This window comes from Micrococcus sp. TCR-5 (assembly GCF_052220525.1).
Classification (GTDB): Bacteria; Actinomycetota; Actinomycetes; order Actinomycetales; family Micrococcaceae; genus Micrococcus; species Micrococcus luteus.
The window spans coordinates 1-16,187 of record NZ_JBQPDO010000017.1; the positions used below are offsets into that span (position 1 = coordinate 1).

Sequence of the window (16,187 nt, forward strand, 5' to 3'; positions counted from 1 at the left end):
TTCAGCCTCCGATCGGCGACCTCTTGATGGGCATGTTCATTCCCCGGCTGCCACCCGGCACGGCGTTGCTGGCGGTCGCACTGATCGGGACCACCGTGGTCCCTTACAACCTCTTCCTGCACGCGAGTTTGGTGCAGGAGAAATGGGGGCCGGGTCTGGATTCGCGGGAATGTCTCCGAGCGGCGAGAACGGACACGGCGGTGTCGATCTCCGTCGGAGGTGTAATCACTCTGGCCGTGATGGCGACGGCGTTCGGTGGGATGTACGTCAAGGGCATGCAGGCCGAGACCGGTCGGGACCTCGCCTCCGCCCTGGAACCCCTCCTCGGGGACGCGGCTGGCTGGGTGTTCGCGGCGGGCATGTTCGCGGCCGGGTTCACGTCCGCCGTAGCTGGCCCGCTCGGCGCGGCGTACGCGATTGCCGGCACACTGGGCCAGGACACCGATCTGCGCAGCGTCCCTGCTCGCATCGTGTGGGGCGCAGTCCTTGCGATCGGTGCCCTCATTGCCCTGACGGGAACGAATCCCACGGAGGTCATCGTCATCGCACAGGCGGCGAACGGGCTTCTCCTGCCCATCGTGGCCGTATTCCTGATGGTCGTGATGAACAGTCGTCGGCTGATGGGCTCGCATCGGAACGGCCCACTGGCCAACGCCCTGGGAGGGCTTGTCTGTCTTGTCGTCATCGGGCTCGCGGTTTACCAGCTGGGCGGGCTTGCCGGGCTGTGGGATTGAGGCCCGGCGATGACGCGCGCCGCCGAATGACGTCCCTTACCGACTGTCGTGAGCCGACGGCATGCGACTGAGTCATTCCTCCCGTCACCCGTTTCCTGAACGAAAGCGCTTCGACACGCCGCCGTTTCATCAACGAAAGACCTCGACACGCCCCGTCCGGCCCCTCCCGGTCGCCCTGTGACGCGGCCTACACGTGTGGGATACTGGCGGCACGCCGCATGCCCCGCGCGGGAGAGCGTCGGCGCGCGTCCTGCCCCGGCCGGCCGCGTGAGCAGGCCGCCGAAGGAGCAAACCCTCCCCGGGAATCTCTCAGGCATCCGTACCGCGTGGGGTCAGGCGCTCTGGAAAGCGTCTCACTCCGCCGCGCCCGCGTCCGGACCGAGACCACCGACGGTGCAAGCCGCCCACCCGGGCGTCGGAAACTCTCAGGTCCATGACAGAGCGGGGAGGAGCAGACCCACGCCGTGACCACGGCAGGATCCCCCCGGAGGTACCCCGTGACCAGCCCCCAGACCACCGAGAGCACGACCGCGCTGCCCCACGAGCGCGTCGAGCCCAAGGACGCCGCCTCGGCCCCCTTCGTGGCCCGCCACATCGGCCCGCGCCCCGCGGACGTCGAGCTCATGCTGCAGACCCTGGGCTACGACTCGCTCGAGGCCCTCGTGGACACCGCCGTCCCCGCCGGCATCCGCCAGCCGAAGCCCCTCGAGCTGCCCGCCCCGCTGACCGAGTCCGCGGTCCTGGAGCAGCTGCGCGAGATCGCCGGCCGCAACGTCATGAAGACCCAGATGATCGGGCAGGGCTTCTCGGACACCGTCACCCCGGGCGTCATCCTCCGCAAGGTGCTGGAGAACCCGGCCTGGTACACGGCCTACACGCCGTACCAGCCGGAGATCTCCCAGGGCCGCCTCGAGGCCCTCCTGAACTACCAGACGATGGTCCAGGACCTCACCGGCCTGGACATCGCCAACGCCTCCCTGCTGGACGAGGCCTCCGCCGCCGCCGAGGCCGTGCTCCTCATGCACCGTGCCAACCGTCGCAGGACCGACGGCGTCACCCTCCTCGACGCGGACCTCTTCCCGCAGACCCTCTCCGTGGTGCGCCTGCGTGCCGAGGCCGTGGGCATCGACGTGCGCGTGGCCGACCTCTCCGCAGGCATCCCGGAGGACGTCCGCGCCGAGGTCGAGGAGAAGGGCCTGTGCGGCGTCGTGCTGCAGCAGCCCGGCGACTCCGGCCGCATCCACGACCACGCCGCCGTCATCGCGCAGGCCAAGGAGGCCGGCGCCCTCGTGACCGTCGCCGCGGACATCCTCTCCCTCGCCCTGATCACCCCGCCCGGGGAGCAGGGCGCGGACATCGCCGTCGGCTCCACGCAGCGCTTCGGCGTGCCCCTGTTCTTCGGCGGCCCCCACGCCGCCTACATGGCCGTGAAGGAGGGCCTGCAGCGCAGCATGCCGGGCCGCCTCGTGGGCGTCTCCCACGACGACGCCGGCAAGCCCGCCTACCGCCTCGCCCTCCAGACGCGCGAACAGCACATCCGGCGCGAGAAGGCCACCTCCAACATCTGCACCGCCCAGGCGCTGCTCGCGATCGTCGCCTCGATGTACGCCGTCTACCACGGCCCCCAGGGCATCGCCCGCATCGCCCGCCACGCCCACGCCCAGGCCGTCCGCCTGGCGGAGGCGCTGCGGGCCGGCGGCGTCGAGGTCGCCGAGGAGCACTTCTTCGACACGATCACCGTCCGCGTGCCCGGCCGGGCCGAGCAGGTCCTGCAGGCCGCCGAGGAGAACGGCGTGAACCTGCGCCTGGTGGACGCGGACACCCTGCGGATCGCAGCCGATGAGACCACCGTCGACGCCGACCTCGTGGCCGTCCTGACGGCGTTCGGCCTGGACGCGGGCTCCCTGCCGGCCTCCGCGCACGAGGGCGCCGTGGCCACCCCGGCCGTGCCGGAGTCGCTGCGCCGCTCCTCCGCGTTCATGACGCACCCGGTGTTCAACACCCACCACTCGGAGACGAAGATGCTGCGCTACCTGCGCCGCCTCTCCGGCTACGACCTGGCGCTGGACCGCACCATGATCCCGCTGGGCTCGTGCACCATGAAGCTCAATGCCACCGCGGAGATGGAGGCCATCTCCTGGCCCGAGTTCTGCTCCATCCACCCGTTCGCGCCCGACCACCAGACCGAGGGCTGGCGGTTCCTGATCGCGGACCTCGAGGCCAAGCTCGCCGAGATCACCGGCTACGCGGGCGTCTCGGTGGCCCCGAACGCCGGCTCGCAGGGCGAGTTCGCGGGCCTGTGGGCCATCCGCCAGTACCACCTGGCCCGCGGTGAGGGTGAGCGGGACATCTGCCTGATCCCGGCCTCCGCCCACGGCACCAACGCGGCCTCGGCCGTGCTGGCGGGGCTGAAGGTCGTCGTCGTCGCCACCGCCGACGACGGCACGATCGACGCCGCCGACCTGGACGCCAAGATCGCGGCGAACGAGGGCCGCATCGCGGCCATCATGATCACCTACCCCTCCACGCACGGCGTCTACGACGCCGACGTCAAGGAGGTCTGCGCCACGGTGCACGCCGCGGGCGGCCAGGTGTACATCGACGGCGCCAACCTCAACGCGCTCGTGGGCCTGGCCCAGCCGGGCGAGTTCGGCGGAGACGTCTCCCACCTGAACCTGCACAAGACGTTCTGCATCCCGCACGGCGGCGGGGGCCCGGGCGTGGGCCCCGTGGCGGTGGGCGAGCACCTCGTGCCGTACCTGCCCTCCCGCGAGGCCCTGATGACCGCGGCCCCGCACGGCTCGGCCGGCGTGCTGCCCATCTCCTGGGCCTACATCCACCTGATGGGCGCCGAGGGCCTGCGCTCCGCCACCGCGCACGCGCTGCTGGGCGCCAACTACATCTCCCGCCGCCTCGCGCCCCTCTACCCGACGCTGTACACGGGCAACGACGGCCTCGTGGCGCACGAGTGCATCCTCGACCTGCGCGAGCTCACGGCCCGCACGGGCGTGACCGCCGAGGACGTGTGCAAGCGCCTCATCGACTACGGGTTCCACGCCCCCACCCTGGCGTTCCCCGTGGCCGGCACGCTCATGGTGGAGCCCACCGAGTCCGAGGACCTCGAGGAGATCGAGCGGTTCATCGAGGCCATGGAGGCCATCCACGCCGAGATCACCGCCGTCACCCCGGAGACCGTGGCGGACTCCGTCCTGCGTCGCGCCCCGCACACCCTCAACGTCCTGATGGCCGACGAGTGGGATCGCCCCTACTCGCGCGCCCAGGCGGGCACGCCGGTGCCGAGCCTGCGTCTGGACAAGTACCTGCCGCCGGTGGGCCGCATCGACGGCGCCTACGGCGATCGCAACCTCGTGTGCTCGTGCCCGCCGCCCGAGGCGTTCGAGGGCGCCGTGGCCGACACCGCCGACGAGGACTGAGAGGATCACCCCCATGAGCGATTCGACGCGCAACTCCCCGCTGCACCCGGTCCACGAGGCCGCGGGCGCCACGTTCACGGACTTCGGCGGCTGGAACATGCCCCTGAAGTACGGCTCCGAGCTGGCCGAGCACAAGGCCGTGCGCACCTCCGCCGGCCTGTTCGACCTCTCCCACATGGGCGAGATCCGGGTCACCGGCCCGGAGGCCGGGGCCATGCTGGACCACGCCCTCTCGAGCGTGCTCTCCACGTTGAAGCCCGGCCGCGCCAAGTACGCCCTGTGCCTGACGGACGCCGGCACCGTCCTCGACGACACGATCGTCTACCGGATGGACGACGGCGAGGCCGGCTCCGAGCCCGACTACCTGGTGGTGCCCAACGCTGGCAACATCGCCGCGGTCCACACCGCGCTGAACCAGCGGGCCTCGGGCTGGGACGCCGTCGTCGAGGACGAGTCCTCGACCACCGCCCTCGTGGCCGTGCAGGGCCCGCAGGCCGAGAGGATCCTCGCCCGGGCCATGCCGGAGGCCGCGGCGCAGCTGGCCGAGCTGAAGTACTACGGCCACCTGACCCTGACCGTGCCCACGGACGCCGGTGACGTCATCGCCGTCGTCGCCCGCACCGGCTACACCGGTGAGGACGGCTTCGAGCTGTTCCTGCCCGCCGCCTCCACCGCCGAGGCCGGCGACCGCGGCTCCGCCGTGTGGAACACGATGCTCTCGGCCGCGGACGAGGCGGGCGTGGAGCTGACGCTGTGCGGGCTCGCCTCGCGGGACTCGCTGCGCCTCGAGGCGGGCATGCCGCTCTACGGCAACGAGCTGGACACCGGGCACCAGCCGCACGCCTCTGGCGTCGGCTTCGCGGTGCCCGCGAGCAAGGAGGCCGACTTCGTCGGACGATCCGCGCTGGTCGGCAGGGACGACGTCGAGGAGGTCCTCGTGGGGCTGCAGGGCGCGGGTCGGCGTGCCGCCCGGCACGGTTACGCCGTGCTGGACGAGTCCGGCGAGCGGGTGGGCGAGGTGACCTCGGGCGCCCCCAGCCCGACCCTCGGACACCCCATCGCCCTGGCCCGTGTCCGCCGCGACGTGGCCGCCGAGGGCACGTCCCTGCAGGTGGACCTGCGCGGCCGCGGCGAGCCGTTCACCGTGGTGGCCACGCCGTTCTACCGCCGGGAGCGCTGAGCCCGACGCAGCCGTCCCTCGGCCCGCCGCTCGGCGGTCCCGGGGCCCTTCGCTAGACTCGGGCTCCGGGCCGTCGTCGCGGCCCCCCGTCCCGCCGTCCACCTGCAGGAAGTCCGCATGACTCACGTCGCCGCCCGTGCCCGGGTCCCCCTGAAGGGGCTGCTGGTCTTCCTCGCCGTCGCCGCCGTCCTGCTCCTGCTGGGCATCGTCACCGTCCTCCGCGGCGTGGCCGCCGACGCCGCCCGCGTGGACATCGTCACCGTGCTGGACGGCAACACCGTGGTGGTGAACCAAGGCGGCACCGAGCGGACCGTGGTCCTCGCCGGCGTCACGAGCGCGGGCCGCAACCCCGAGGGCCTCAAGGTCGGCCCCAACCTCTGCATGGGGGAGGAGTCCTACGCCTGGCTGCGTGATCGGCTCCCGCAGGGGGCGACCGCGAGCATGACCACCTCGGACGAGGGCGCGCCCGAGGGGATGGAGAGCGCGGTCATCTCGATCGGCGGCGGCACCGTCAACGTGGCCATGGCGGAGGCCGGCATGGCCGCCCCCACGGAGGTCGCCGTCGGCAAGCGCCTGGCGGAGGAGATCGCCCAGGCCAATCAGGAGGCCGTGGGTCGCGGCGTGGGGCTCTACGACATCGAGGAGCCCTGCACGTACCAGAACCGGCTCTACGAGGCCCAGTTCGCCCTGGAGCAGATCCCGGAGGACGCGGAGGCGTCCCTGACGAAGATCGACGAGCGAGCGGTGGAGTACGCGGCCGGCCTGGACCAGGTGCGCCTGGTGCAGCAGGAGATCCGGGCCCTCGACCCGGAGAACGGCACGTTCGCCGACCTCGCCTACGGGCCGGCCAAGGAGTCGCTCCTGGCCGAGGCGGACCCGGTGGTGGAGCACGGGATGCAAGTCCTGAAGGACCTCAACACGCGGCGCAACGAGATCGCGGCCCGTGGCTGACCCCGCCGCGCTCAGTCCAGGGCGAGGGTGACGAGCCCGAGCTGGGCCGCCCGGATGATCAGCTGGACGCGGTCGCGGACCTCCAGCTTGGCCATGATCCGCGTGAGGTTGGCCTTGACCGTGGACTCGGAGACGAAGAGGTTCGCGGCGATCTCCGGGTTCGACTGACCCCTGGCCAGCAGCCGCAGCACGCCCAGCTCCCGCTCGGTGAGGTCGGAGCCGTCGGGGCTGCCGGGCTGCACCGAGGTGGGGCCCACCGTCGGCCGGTCCCGCTCGATCGAGGCGAGCAGCTTGGTCGCCACGGCGGGGGAGAGCACGGACTCGCCGCGATGGACGGCCTGAATGGCGCCCAGGATGGCCGGCGGCTCCGCGTCCTTGAGGAGGTAGCCGCCCGCTCCGGCGCGCAGGGCCGGCACGAGGTAGTCCTCGGACGTGAACGTGGTGATCGCCAGGACCCGGATCGCGGGGTGGGTGTCCTTGATCCGGCGTGTGGCCTCCACCCCGTCCATCAGGGGCATCTGCATGTCCATCAGGACCACGTCCGGCTCGATGGCGGCGCACGCCTCCACGGCTTCGACGCCGTTGGCGACCACACCCACGCAGGTCATGCCGGGGGCAGAGTCGACGAGCACGCGGAGCGCGCCGCTCATGAGCGGCTGGTCGTCGGCGATCAGGATGCGCAGCTCTTCGGACACGCAGGTCAGCGTAACCGGTGCTGTGGCGCATGCCACCTTGTCGGCGTCGGGGCGAGGCCGGGGTGCCCGCCGGCCGTCATCTGCGCCATGCCGCGGCGCGGCCTGTGCGCGGCGTGCACCATTTGTGACGGGCGTCATACATACTGGGGCCATGAAGACTCGCGCTCTCCTCGCTTCCGCTCTCCTTCTCGCCTCCACCCTCGTCGGCGCTCCGGCCGCCGCCGCCTCGGCGGCCTCGGCCGAGGACGACGTCGTCACGACCCTGGGCCTCGGCAAAGGCACTGCGGAGTGGACGTGCCGCCACTTCGGCATCTGGTGCGACTGACCCCGGGGCGGTCCGCCCCCGATGCCTGATTCGAGCCCATCGACCCCCTCCGTCCGGAGCGGCGCGCCCTCCCGGGCGCGCCGCTCTTCGGCGTGGCGTCAGGCGCGCAGCCTGCGGTGGCGCGCGTTCTGGGCCGCGGCGCCGCTGAGCCGCGTCTATCTCGCCTTTGGGTCGGCGTTCCTGCTCGCCTCGACCGCGTCCGACATCGGTCTGTTCGGCCCGGGCCACGGCGTCATCCCGGTCCTGGACGGGATCGCCATCGCGTCGGCGACCAGCGCCTTCCTCGCCCAGTGGTGGCGCAGCACGGTGGGCTTCGCCCTGCTCCTGCCCGGGGCCGTCGCGACCGTCGTCGGCGGTTCCGAGGTGCTCTTCGCCGTCGTCGCGCCCGTGGTCCTCGGGGCCGTCGCGGCGACCGCCCGTTCCTGGGGGTTCGTCGTCACGGCCGCCGTCCTGGCGCTGACCTGGGGCGTCGCCCAGCCGTTCGCGGTGGGTCAGGCGAACGCGACGTGGTTCATCCTGCTGCTCATGTCCATGGGCCTCGGCGGCGGGCTCTTCATCCGCGAGAGCTTGGCCCGGCGGGAGCGGGATCGCCGCCGGGTGTTCGAGGCGGAGGAGCGGGCCCGGCTGGCCGCCGAGGCCGAGCGTCGCTCACTGGCCCGCGACCTGCACGACGTGGTCGCGCACAACCTCACGATCATCTCGATGCAGGCTCGGACGGCACGCTACCTCGGCGCCCCGGAGGCGGCTCAGGGCGTGCTGGACGTGGTGGGGGACTCCGCGAAGGACGCGCTGCGGGACCTGCGGCGCATGCTCTCCATCCTCCAGGAGGACGGGATCGTGGACCCGAGCGGTGAGCCGGGCGCCGCGGGGGGCGCGGACGGGGCGACGTCCGCGGATCCGGTGCTGTCCGTGGCCCAACTGGCCGAGGAGCTGCGCAGTCTCGGAATGACGGTGGAGACGGACGTCCGCTGCGACCAGAACGCGATGCCGATCTCCGTGCGCTCCACCCTGCACCGGGTGCTCCAGGAGGCCACCACGAACGTCGCCAAGCACGCCGGCGAGGGCGCGCGCGTGTGCATCGAACTCCGCGACGCGGGGCCGGACGTGGTGCTCGAGGTGGAGAACACCGTCACCGAGCGGTCCGGCCCGCCGCAGTGGAACTCCTCCGGTGTGGGCCTGAACTCCATGCGGGATCGCGTGGCCACCTTCGGCGGCACGATCGAGGCCGGGCCGGGGGGCTGGGGGTGGCGGGCGCGCGCGGTGCTCCCCAGGTGCGTCTGACGAGGCCGACGCCGTCGCAGCGGCGGACCAGACCCATGTGACCTGCATCACATCAGGGCCCGAAAGTCTGCACCTTCCGCCACTGTCGGGGGCGCCGTCGTCCCTCCTAGAGTGGGTCATGCCCCATTGAGACGGTGCACAGTGCGAATCACGAGCCGGGATACATGCCTGAGGGGATGCGGGCCCCGGACGCGGTTCCGAGAAGGACGATGGCCATCCGGCCATCGTCCTTTCTCGTTGTCGGGCGTGCTCAGGCCGGCTCGGCGGGCGACGGCTCCGGGGTGACCGTGCGGACGAGGGGACGGGCCGCGGTCCGGCCCAGGGCCATGAGCACGGCGGCCGGGAAGCCGATCACCGGGATGAGCATCGGCAGGATGCCCGCAGCGCCCTGCGTGAGCACCACCAGGCCGTAGAGCATGCCGATCAGCGCGTACGCCAGCACGTGGACCCACTGGTTGAGCACGTGCCGGAACGCCCAGTTCACGAGCAGGCACAGCGGCAGCCCCACCACCAGCCCGGCGACCCCGACCACCGTCAGCAGCGGTGTCAGGCTGCCGAAGGCCTGCAGCCCCGGGACCACGGCCAGGATCGCCACCACGGCGGCCATCACGAGGTTGGGCAGCAGCCAGGCCACGAGGAACCCGTTCAGTCCCATGCGCAGCTGCGGGCGGGGGCCGGAACGGGCCGCGCGGCGACGGGCACGGGCGGCGGACGCGACCGGGGCGGGGGTGGTCATGGCGGGGACTCTCCGGGAGGGGGATCGACGACGTCGGGCGGGTCCCCACTGTAGTGGGCCGGGCTGGACGGGCCCCGGGAGAGTTCCCGGTCAGGCGCGCCGGTCGCCGTCCACGTGGAAGGTCAGGTCCTCGACGCCGGGGAAGGACTCGATCTCCTGGAACGCGTCCCAGGCGTCGCTGTCCGCCTCGGCGTCCGCGGGCAGGGTCACCGTCAGGGCGCCGATCTCCCCGTCGATCACCTGCAGGCGCAGCTCGAGTTCGTGTCCTCCGGCGGAGCCGGAGGCGAAGCGGCCGCGGACGGGCCAGACGCAGTCGTTCGGCACCGCGCGACGGATGTCATCGTCGGTCTGGACGACGAGCGGCACCCAGTCCGGGACCTCGCCGGCTTCACGGATGGCCTCGGCCACCGAGGTGACGGTGCGCGCGTGCGGCAGCTGGGAGCGCAGCGCCTCAGCCCCGGGCAGGTCCCGGCCCTCGGCCAGCGCCGGGTCGAGCAGGGTCTCGAGCAGCACGCGCACCTCCACCGGCAGCTCGGCGGTGGCCTCGGGCTCGACCTCGTCGACCGTGTCCTCGTCCAGGCCGGCGGGGCCGGTGACGGCGAGTTCGACGGCGTCGCGGCGGGTCCGGCGGGCGTCCTCGTTGGCCAGCAGCATCGCCAGGGAGGCCGCTGCGGCCAGCGCGACGCGCGGGGCGGGGACGCCGACCCGCTGGAGCCCGCGCACCACGGCGCCGTCGATCCGGTCGTTCAGGCCGGTGGCACGCAGCGCGACCGCCGCGACCGCGCCGCCGACGGCCAGTCCGCCGAGCCCGCGCAGGGCACGCGCGGCGGGGGAGGGGGCCACCTCGCCGTCGGCGATCGCGGCGGTGTGGAGGGCGCCGGCGGTCTCGGCCGCGAGGAACGTGCCGCTGACGGCGGCCTCGAGCTCTGCGAGGGCCCGGCGCTCGCGCCCTCGGCGGGCGTGCGGATCCAACAGGGTGAGCCCGCCGACCGCGGCCGCCGCCGCCAGCCCGTAGAGCCGGCCGCCCGGGGCGAGGGCGCGCTGGCGCAACGCGGGGACGACGGCCTCCGCGTCGTCGACGGGAACGGACGACGCCGAGTGGTGGACCTCGCCGGGGACGGAAGGGGCGGGGGAGGGGAGCTTCATGCCCCCAGTGTGGCGCACCGCCCGGCTCAGGACGAGTCAGCGGCCCACGTGCGCGCTCAAGCGGAGCGCAGGCCGCCCTGCCACAGGGCGGCGAACGGCGTGCGGCCCTCCACCGCCTGCGCGATGCCGGCTCGCACGAACTCCTTGGCGCGGCGCGCGGCCTCGAGCGTGGTGGCACCCTTGGCCAACTCGGCGGTGACGGCGGCGGCGAGCGAGCAGCCCGCACCAGAGACGCCGGACTGGCCGATCTTCGGGGCGGAGAGCACCTCCACGGTGTCCCCGTCCACGAACACGTCCACGGCGTCCGGGCCGGGCAGGTGCATCCCGCCCTTGGCCAGGACGGCCGCGCCGGAGATCTCGTGGATGCGCCGAGCGGCCGCCGTCAGGTCCTCGACCGAGCGCACGGTCATGCCGGAGAGCTGCTCCGTCTCGAAGTGGTTCGGGGTGGTGAAGGTGGCCAGCGGCAGCAGCTCGGCCTTGAGCGCCTGGTCCGTGTCCAGGGCGTGGCCCGGCTCCTGGCCCTTGCAGATGAGCACGGGGTCCAGGACCACGTGGTCCCACGCGGCGCGGCGCAGGGCCGCGGCCGAGGTGCGGATGACCTCCGGGGAGCCCTGCATGCCCAGCTTCACGGTGCGCAGCCGCTCCGGGTAGTCACCCTGGATGGCGTCGAGCTGCTGCTGGAGGATCTCGGTGGGCACGGGGAAGAAGCGGTGGTTCCAGTCGTCCTCCGGGTCGAAGGAGACGATGCAGGTCAGCGCCACGATGCCGAAGACGCCGAGTTCCTGGAACGTCTTGAGGTCGGCCTGGGCGCCGGCGCCGCCGGTGGCCTCGGACCCGGCGATGGTCAGGGCGAGCGCGGGGGCGGAGGCGGAGTGCTGGGGGGAGTGAGCGGTCTGGGGCATGCGCCCATGGTAGGACCGACCCCGGACGGGAAGCGCCCGACGGCCGGCGGTGTTCACTGGGGAACGAGGGTCCTCTGACCGCAGCGTCCGCCCGGGCGCCCCGAGCGACCCGCGAAGGACGGGGACGGACGTGCTCGAGTTCCTCACCGGCACGGGCCTGGCCACCTCGGCCGGGCTCAACGCCTACATCCCCCTGCTCGCCCTGGGTCTGCTGGACCGGTTCACGGGGCTCGTCGACCTGCCCGCGGGCTGGACGTGGCTCGCCGCCGACGCCTCCCTCTGGATCCTCGGCGTTCTGCTCGCGCTCGAGCTCGTCGCGGACAAGATCCCCGGGGTGGACGCGGTCAACGACGCCGTCCAGACGGTCGTGGGAGCCGACACGGTCACGGTGGGGGCCGCCGCGCCCGTGCTCTCGGCGGCCGAGGACGTCTCGGCGGCCGGCCTCGTCGCGGCCGCGCTGTTCCTGCCGGTGCTGGTCGCCGTGCTGGTGGTCGCCGTCGTCGTGGGCCTGTGGCTGCTGGCCCGGCGGTTCCGCGCGCGGCGGACGCGAGGCCGTGCCGCGGCCGTGCCGGGTGGACCAGAATGGACGGCATGATCCTCATCAACCTGAAGTTCACCGTCCAGCCCGAGCGTGCCGACGAGTGGATGGACGCCGTCGCGAAGTACACCGCGGACGTGCGCTCCGAGCCCGGCAACCTGTTCTTCGAGTGGTACCGCCCGGTGGAAGGCGGCCCGAACGAGTACTTCCTGCTCGAGGGGTTCACGGACGAGGGTGCGCAGGCCCACGTCGCGTCCCCGCACTTCCAGGAGGGCCTGGACGCGATGCGCCCGCTGCTGGCGAGCACGCCCCAGATCATCTCCGAGCAGGTCGGTGCGGAGGGCTTCGGCCCGATGGGCGAGCTGCAGATCGACTGAGCCCGCCCCCGGCCGGAGGAGGCGACGGCGCCCGCGTCACGAGCGTGACGCAGGGCGCCGTCTCTGTATCCGGGGTCACACCCTGGCTACGGTGAGCGCATGAGCGCCGAGCAGAACAGCACCCAGACCCCCGGCCACCGCACCGCCCACGTCCCTGCCGGCCAGGATCTCGGCCACCGCTGGTCCACCCGCGAGGCCGATCACGACGATCCGGCCGACCGCCGCGCCGTCCGCCAGATCGCCGAGCTCGCCTTCGCGTCCACGGCCGAGGCCGACCTCGTCGAGGCGCTCGCCGGCGGCGCGGAGGGCTGGCTGCCCCAGTACTCCCTCGTGGCCATGACCGCCGCGATCCCCGGCACGGACCTGCAGTCGGACCCGATGGGCTACGGCACCCTGGTCCGGGCCCACATCGACCACGCCGAGGTGATCGCCCTCGCCCCGCACGGCGTCCTGCCCGAGCACCAGGGCGAGGGCGCCGGCACCGCGCTCGTCAACGCCCTGCTCCAGAAGGCCCAGGCCGACGGCGAGGAGGTCGTGGTGGTCTACGGCTGGCCCGAGTACTACGCGAAGTTCGGCTTCCACCGGGCCTCCGAGCACGGCGTGCACGCGGCCTTCGCGCGTCAACCCGAGGCGCTGCAGATCCTCACGCTCCAGGACGGCGCGGAGGTGCCGGCCGGCGAGTTCCGCTACCCGCCCGCGTTCGGGGCGGAGAACGCGCAGGTCGCCGGCCGCTGAGGGCGGGGCGTCAGCCCACGAGTCGGCGCACGGCGGCGAGCGTTCGTTCGGCCTCGGCCGGCTCGGCCGTGAGCCGCGCGATGACCTCCGCGAGGTCCGCGCGCAGGCCGGCCTCGGCGTCGTCGGCCGGGGCGTGGAGCCACGCCCGCAGGGCGCGGTTGTGGACGGCCACCACGGCCGCCGCCAGCCCGACGGCGACCCCGCCGCGCGCGGGCGTGTCCGGCAGGGCCGTGGCGAGCCAGCCGGAGAACAGCTCCGTGTAGCGGTGCGAGGTGAGCAGCTCGCGCGTGCGCAGCGCCTGGGAGCCGCGCAGCAGGCGGGAGCGCGCCCGGGCCCGGTCCGGATCGGCGGTGTGATGCCGGAAGACCTGGAGGACCGCCTCCTCCAGGGCCTCCCGCACGCCGAGGGAGGTGCCGCGCAGGAAGTCGTCCAGGCGGGCGAGCAGCGCCGCGTGGTCGGCGAAGACCACCTCCTCCTTCCCGCCGAGGTGGCGGAAGAAGCTGGCCCGGCTCATGCCGGCCTGGCGGGCGAGCTGGTCGGCCGTGACGGCGTCGTAGCCCTCGCGGTCCAGCAGGTGGATCAGGGCGGTGAGGGTGTCCTCGGCGGGCGTCGTCATGCGGGCCATGGTGCCACGGGCGCGGAGAGGAGGTGAGACTGCGTCTGATTCTGTGAGATGGCGTGTCAGTTGGTGTAGGGTGATGGCGGACACACCCATCTCTCCGACCCCGCCCGGGAGGCCACCATGACCGAGACCCTGCCCACCGTCGAGCCCGAGTACGACGTCGCCACGCCGCTGGACACCGACTTCTACCTCGCGCTCGCGGACGTCTCCGACGCCGAGAAGGATGTGTGGCGTCGGGCCCGCGCCTTCGCGCTCGAGCCGGACGTGCTGCCCCGGATCCGGGAGGCGTGGGACCGCCACGAGTACCCGCTGGACCTCGTGGCCCGCCTGGGGCAGGCCGACCTGCTGCGCGACGGCGTCCCCGTGGACGGGCTGCCCGACGTCTCCCGCGTTGCAGCGGGCCTGGCCATGATGGAGCTCTCGCGCCTGGACGGCTCGATCGCCACGATGACGGGCGTGCAGGGCGGTCTGGCCATGCGCTCGATCCAGCTGTGCGGCAGCGAGGAGCAGCGTGCCGAGCACCTGCCGGCCATGGCGCGCGGCGAGCTCTACGGCGCCTTCGCGCTCACGGAGCCGACCCACGGCTCCGACTCCGTCTCGCTGGAGACCCGCGCCGAGCGCGTCGACGGCGGCTGGCGGCTGCACGGGCACAAGAAGTGGATCGGCAACGGGGCCGCCGGCGGCGTGACCGTGGTGTGGGCGCGCAGCGCCGAGGACGAGAAGGTCCGCGGGTTCATCGTGCGCCAGGAGTCCGAGGGCTACACGGCCGAGGTCATCAAGGGCAAGGTCGCGCTGCGGGCCATCGACCAGGCCCACATCACCCTCGACGGCGTCCTCGTGCCCGACGCCGACGTCCTGCCCGAGGCCCGCTCCTTCAAGGACACCTCCCGCGTCCTCTTCGCCACGCGCGTGGGCGTCGCGTGGTCCGCCCTCGGGAAGGCCGTGGGCTGCTACGAGGCGGCGGTGCAGTACGCGGGGCAGCGCATCCAGTTCGGCCGGCCGCTGGCCGCCGCCCAGAGCGTGCAGACCCGCCTGGCCGAGATGCTCTCCCAGCTCACCCAGGTGCAGCTGCTCGTGCTGCGTGCGACCCGGCTCGAGGACGAGGGCCGGCTCACCGGGCCGATGGCGTCCCTGGCCAAGTACTCGGCGACGCGCGCCGCGCGGTCCATCGCCGCGAACGCGCGCGACCTGCTCGGTGGCAACGGCATCCTCATCCAGAACGAGGTGGCTCGCCACTTCGCGGACATCGAGGCGATCCACACCTACGAGGGCACCGAGACCGTGCAGGGGCTGATCATCGGCCGCGAGATCACGGGGGTCGGCGCGTTCGTGTGAGATGACGCGAGCGGGGGCGGCGGCGTGAGCCAGAGATTTCTGCTGGTGCGCACGCCCCCCTGCCGCCGATTCGTCTGGCTCGGCGGCCGATTCGTCTGGCTCACGCAGGCAGAGGGAGCCGCAGGTGGGCGGCGAGGTCGCGCAGCAGGGCGTCGAGACCGCGCCGAGTGAAGACGCTGGCGGTCACGCGCAGCACGATCCACCCCTCGGCCTGCATCCTGCGGTCGCGCTCGATGTCACGGCGCCACTGCCGCGGGTCCGTCCGGTGATGATCGCCCTCGTACTGCACGCAGACGTGGGCCTCGCGCCACACCAGGTCCGGCCGGACGGTGGACCCGTCGCTCAGCATCAGCAGCGGATTCACCTCCGGCTCCGGCACACCCGCGTCGGCCAGCGCCAGTCGCAGGAGCGTCTCGGCCCGCGAATCCGCGCCGTCCCTGAGCAGCGGCAGGGCCGCCCGCAGGGTCCGCGTCCCTCGCCGCCCACGCACCCGGAGCACCTCCGCCTCCAGATCACGCACGGTGCACCGTGGATGGTCGCCGGGACGACGTCGGCCCGCCGGGCCGTCAGCCCGTTGCAGCAGGCTGTCCCCGGCGGCGACGACGTCGGCCAACGGCAGACCCAGCTGCGCCAGCGCCGCCCAGGTGGCGGCCGGCGTCGTGATCCGCACCCCGGTACGCACCAGCACAGGGTCCTGCGGGTGCAGCTCATGCCCGACGACGCCGCTGCGGCGCGGCGCCCCGCCCTCGGCCCGCGTGCGCGCCAGATGGATGGGGCCGCGCTCCCACTGCCGCGGCAGCCACATCTCCCAGAGTCGAGCGGCGGTGGCGTGGGTGGCCGCGGTGCTGGGGTTCGTCCGCTGGAGGGCGCGGACGACGTCGGCCAGTGAGAGCTGACCCCCGGCGGGGTGCCGCAGCCCGTGGTGCGGGGCGTCGAACCGGGGGCCGCGCAGCTGCGAGGCCGTCAGGCCGGCCTGCAGCCCCGCGGCGACCGGGAAGACGGGGCTGAGGGTGGCGTCGTCGTGCGGAGGAGGGGCGACCATGCCGCCACCTTCTCCTTCCATGGGCGGCCCCGGCGCCGCGACCGCGAGGGCCGTGGAGGGCGAGCCGGGTCGGCGGCCCTGTGCAGGAGCCGCTGAATCGTCTGGCTCACGTCCCCCACGCGTCCGAGCGGCGCTGAGCCAGACGAATCGGTCG

16 protein-coding genes and 1 riboswitch are annotated in these 16,187 nt (G+C 73.3%); of the genes, 10 read left to right on the forward strand and 6 right to left on the reverse strand.

Annotation, left to right across the window (positions count from 1 at the left end; all coding sequences use genetic code 11):
- The 4 genes from ACTSKS_RS09700 to ACTSKS_RS09715 form a co-directional block, all read left to right on the forward strand.
- Window positions 1–734: Nramp family divalent metal transporter (locus ACTSKS_RS09700; RefSeq protein WP_442927497.1), on the forward strand; the 734-nt coding region annotated here is incomplete at its 5' end.
- A gap of 218 nt (window positions 735–952) precedes the next feature.
- Window positions 953–1,069, forward strand: a riboswitch (glycine riboswitch).
- Window positions 1,070–1,231: 162 nt separating this feature from the next.
- A complete protein-coding gene (gene gcvP, locus ACTSKS_RS09705; protein ID WP_442927498.1) occupies window positions 1,232–4,168 on the forward strand; it encodes an aminomethyl-transferring glycine dehydrogenase in 2,937 nt (978 codons plus the stop codon).
- A 13-nt stretch (window positions 4,169–4,181) separates the two neighbouring features.
- A complete protein-coding gene (gene gcvT / locus ACTSKS_RS09710) occupies window positions 4,182–5,348 on the forward strand; it encodes a glycine cleavage system aminomethyltransferase GcvT (protein WP_100056587.1) in 1,167 nt (388 codons plus the stop codon).
- Window positions 5,349–5,465: 117 nt separating this feature from the next.
- The gene (locus ACTSKS_RS09715) at window positions 5,466–6,299 is read left to right on the forward strand and encodes a thermonuclease family protein (RefSeq protein ID WP_002856692.1); all 834 of its coding nucleotides are present in this window, start codon (window positions 5,466–5,468) and stop codon (window positions 6,297–6,299) included.
- 11 nt (window positions 6,300–6,310) lie between these two features.
- Here the strand turns inward: ACTSKS_RS09715 and ACTSKS_RS09720 are convergent, their stop codons facing one another.
- The gene (locus tag ACTSKS_RS09720; protein ID WP_002856693.1) at window positions 6,311–6,994 is read right to left on the reverse strand and encodes a response regulator; all 684 of its coding nucleotides are present in this window, start codon (window positions 6,992–6,994) and stop codon (window positions 6,311–6,313) included.
- Window positions 6,995–7,145: 151 nt separating this feature from the next.
- Between ACTSKS_RS09720 and ACTSKS_RS09725 the strand changes: the two genes are divergently transcribed.
- The gene (locus ACTSKS_RS09725; protein ID WP_002856694.1) at window positions 7,146–7,319 is read left to right on the forward strand and encodes a hypothetical protein; all 174 of its coding nucleotides are present in this window, start codon (window positions 7,146–7,148) and stop codon (window positions 7,317–7,319) included.
- A 21-nt stretch (window positions 7,320–7,340) separates the two neighbouring features.
- Window positions 7,341–8,600: a sensor histidine kinase gene (locus ACTSKS_RS09730; protein ID WP_095353573.1), complete on the forward strand. Its 1,260-nt coding sequence runs from the start codon at window positions 7,341–7,343 to the stop codon at window positions 8,598–8,600.
- Window positions 8,601–8,850: 250 nt separating this feature from the next.
- On the opposite strand, the gene ACTSKS_RS09735 is transcribed toward ACTSKS_RS09730, so the two are convergent.
- The 3 genes from ACTSKS_RS09735 to ACTSKS_RS09745 all read right to left on the reverse strand — a co-directional run bounded on the left by ACTSKS_RS09735 (window position 8,851) and on the right by ACTSKS_RS09745 (window position 11,384).
- Window positions 8,851–9,336, reverse strand: coding sequence for a hypothetical protein (locus ACTSKS_RS09735; RefSeq protein ID WP_020624818.1), 486 nt, complete (start codon window positions 9,334–9,336; stop codon window positions 8,851–8,853).
- Window positions 9,337–9,426: 90 nt separating this feature from the next.
- A complete protein-coding gene (locus ACTSKS_RS09740) occupies window positions 9,427–10,482 on the reverse strand; it encodes a hypothetical protein (RefSeq protein WP_041102815.1) in 1,056 nt (351 codons plus the stop codon).
- Window positions 10,483–10,538: 56 nt separating this feature from the next.
- Window positions 10,539–11,384, reverse strand: a complete 846-nt coding sequence (locus tag ACTSKS_RS09745; protein WP_119217559.1) for a hydroxymethylpyrimidine/phosphomethylpyrimidine kinase — start codon at window positions 11,382–11,384, stop codon at window positions 10,539–10,541.
- Between the two features lie 130 nt (window positions 11,385–11,514).
- On the opposite strand from ACTSKS_RS09745, the gene ACTSKS_RS09750 reads away from it, so the two are divergent.
- The 3 genes from ACTSKS_RS09750 to ACTSKS_RS09760 all read left to right on the forward strand — a co-directional run bounded on the left by ACTSKS_RS09750 (window position 11,515) and on the right by ACTSKS_RS09760 (window position 13,034).
- The gene (locus ACTSKS_RS09750) at window positions 11,515–11,979 is read left to right on the forward strand and encodes a DUF4126 domain-containing protein (protein ID WP_216880297.1); all 465 of its coding nucleotides are present in this window, start codon (window positions 11,515–11,517) and stop codon (window positions 11,977–11,979) included.
- Complete coding sequence (locus tag ACTSKS_RS09755) at window positions 11,976–12,299, forward strand: putative quinol monooxygenase (protein WP_010079505.1); 324 nt, start codon at window positions 11,976–11,978, stop codon at window positions 12,297–12,299. The genes ACTSKS_RS09750 and ACTSKS_RS09755 overlap by 4 nt, the downstream gene beginning before the upstream one ends.
- Window positions 12,300–12,398: 99 nt before the next feature.
- Window positions 12,399–13,034, forward strand: coding sequence for a GNAT family N-acetyltransferase (locus ACTSKS_RS09760; RefSeq protein ID WP_002856702.1), 636 nt, complete (start codon window positions 12,399–12,401; stop codon window positions 13,032–13,034).
- A 10-nt stretch (window positions 13,035–13,044) separates the two neighbouring features.
- Here the strand turns inward: ACTSKS_RS09760 and ACTSKS_RS09765 are convergent, their stop codons facing one another.
- Window positions 13,045–13,650 (reverse strand): TetR/AcrR family transcriptional regulator, encoded by a 606-nt coding sequence (locus ACTSKS_RS09765; RefSeq protein WP_036341145.1) that lies wholly within the window; start codon window positions 13,648–13,650, stop codon window positions 13,045–13,047.
- 126 nt (window positions 13,651–13,776) lie between these two features.
- Between ACTSKS_RS09765 and ACTSKS_RS09770 the strand changes: the two genes are divergently transcribed.
- A complete protein-coding gene (locus ACTSKS_RS09770; RefSeq protein ID WP_442927499.1) occupies window positions 13,777–14,991 on the forward strand; it encodes an acyl-CoA dehydrogenase family protein in 1,215 nt (404 codons plus the stop codon).
- 100 nt (window positions 14,992–15,091) lie between these two features.
- Here the strand turns inward: ACTSKS_RS09770 and ACTSKS_RS09775 are convergent, their stop codons facing one another.
- Window positions 15,092–16,033 carry an endonuclease domain-containing protein gene (locus ACTSKS_RS09775; protein WP_442927500.1) on the reverse strand — a complete coding sequence of 314 codons (942 nt, stop codon included), beginning with the start codon at window positions 16,031–16,033 and terminating at the stop codon, window positions 15,092–15,094.
- Between the last annotated feature and the right edge of the window lie 154 nt (window positions 16,034–16,187).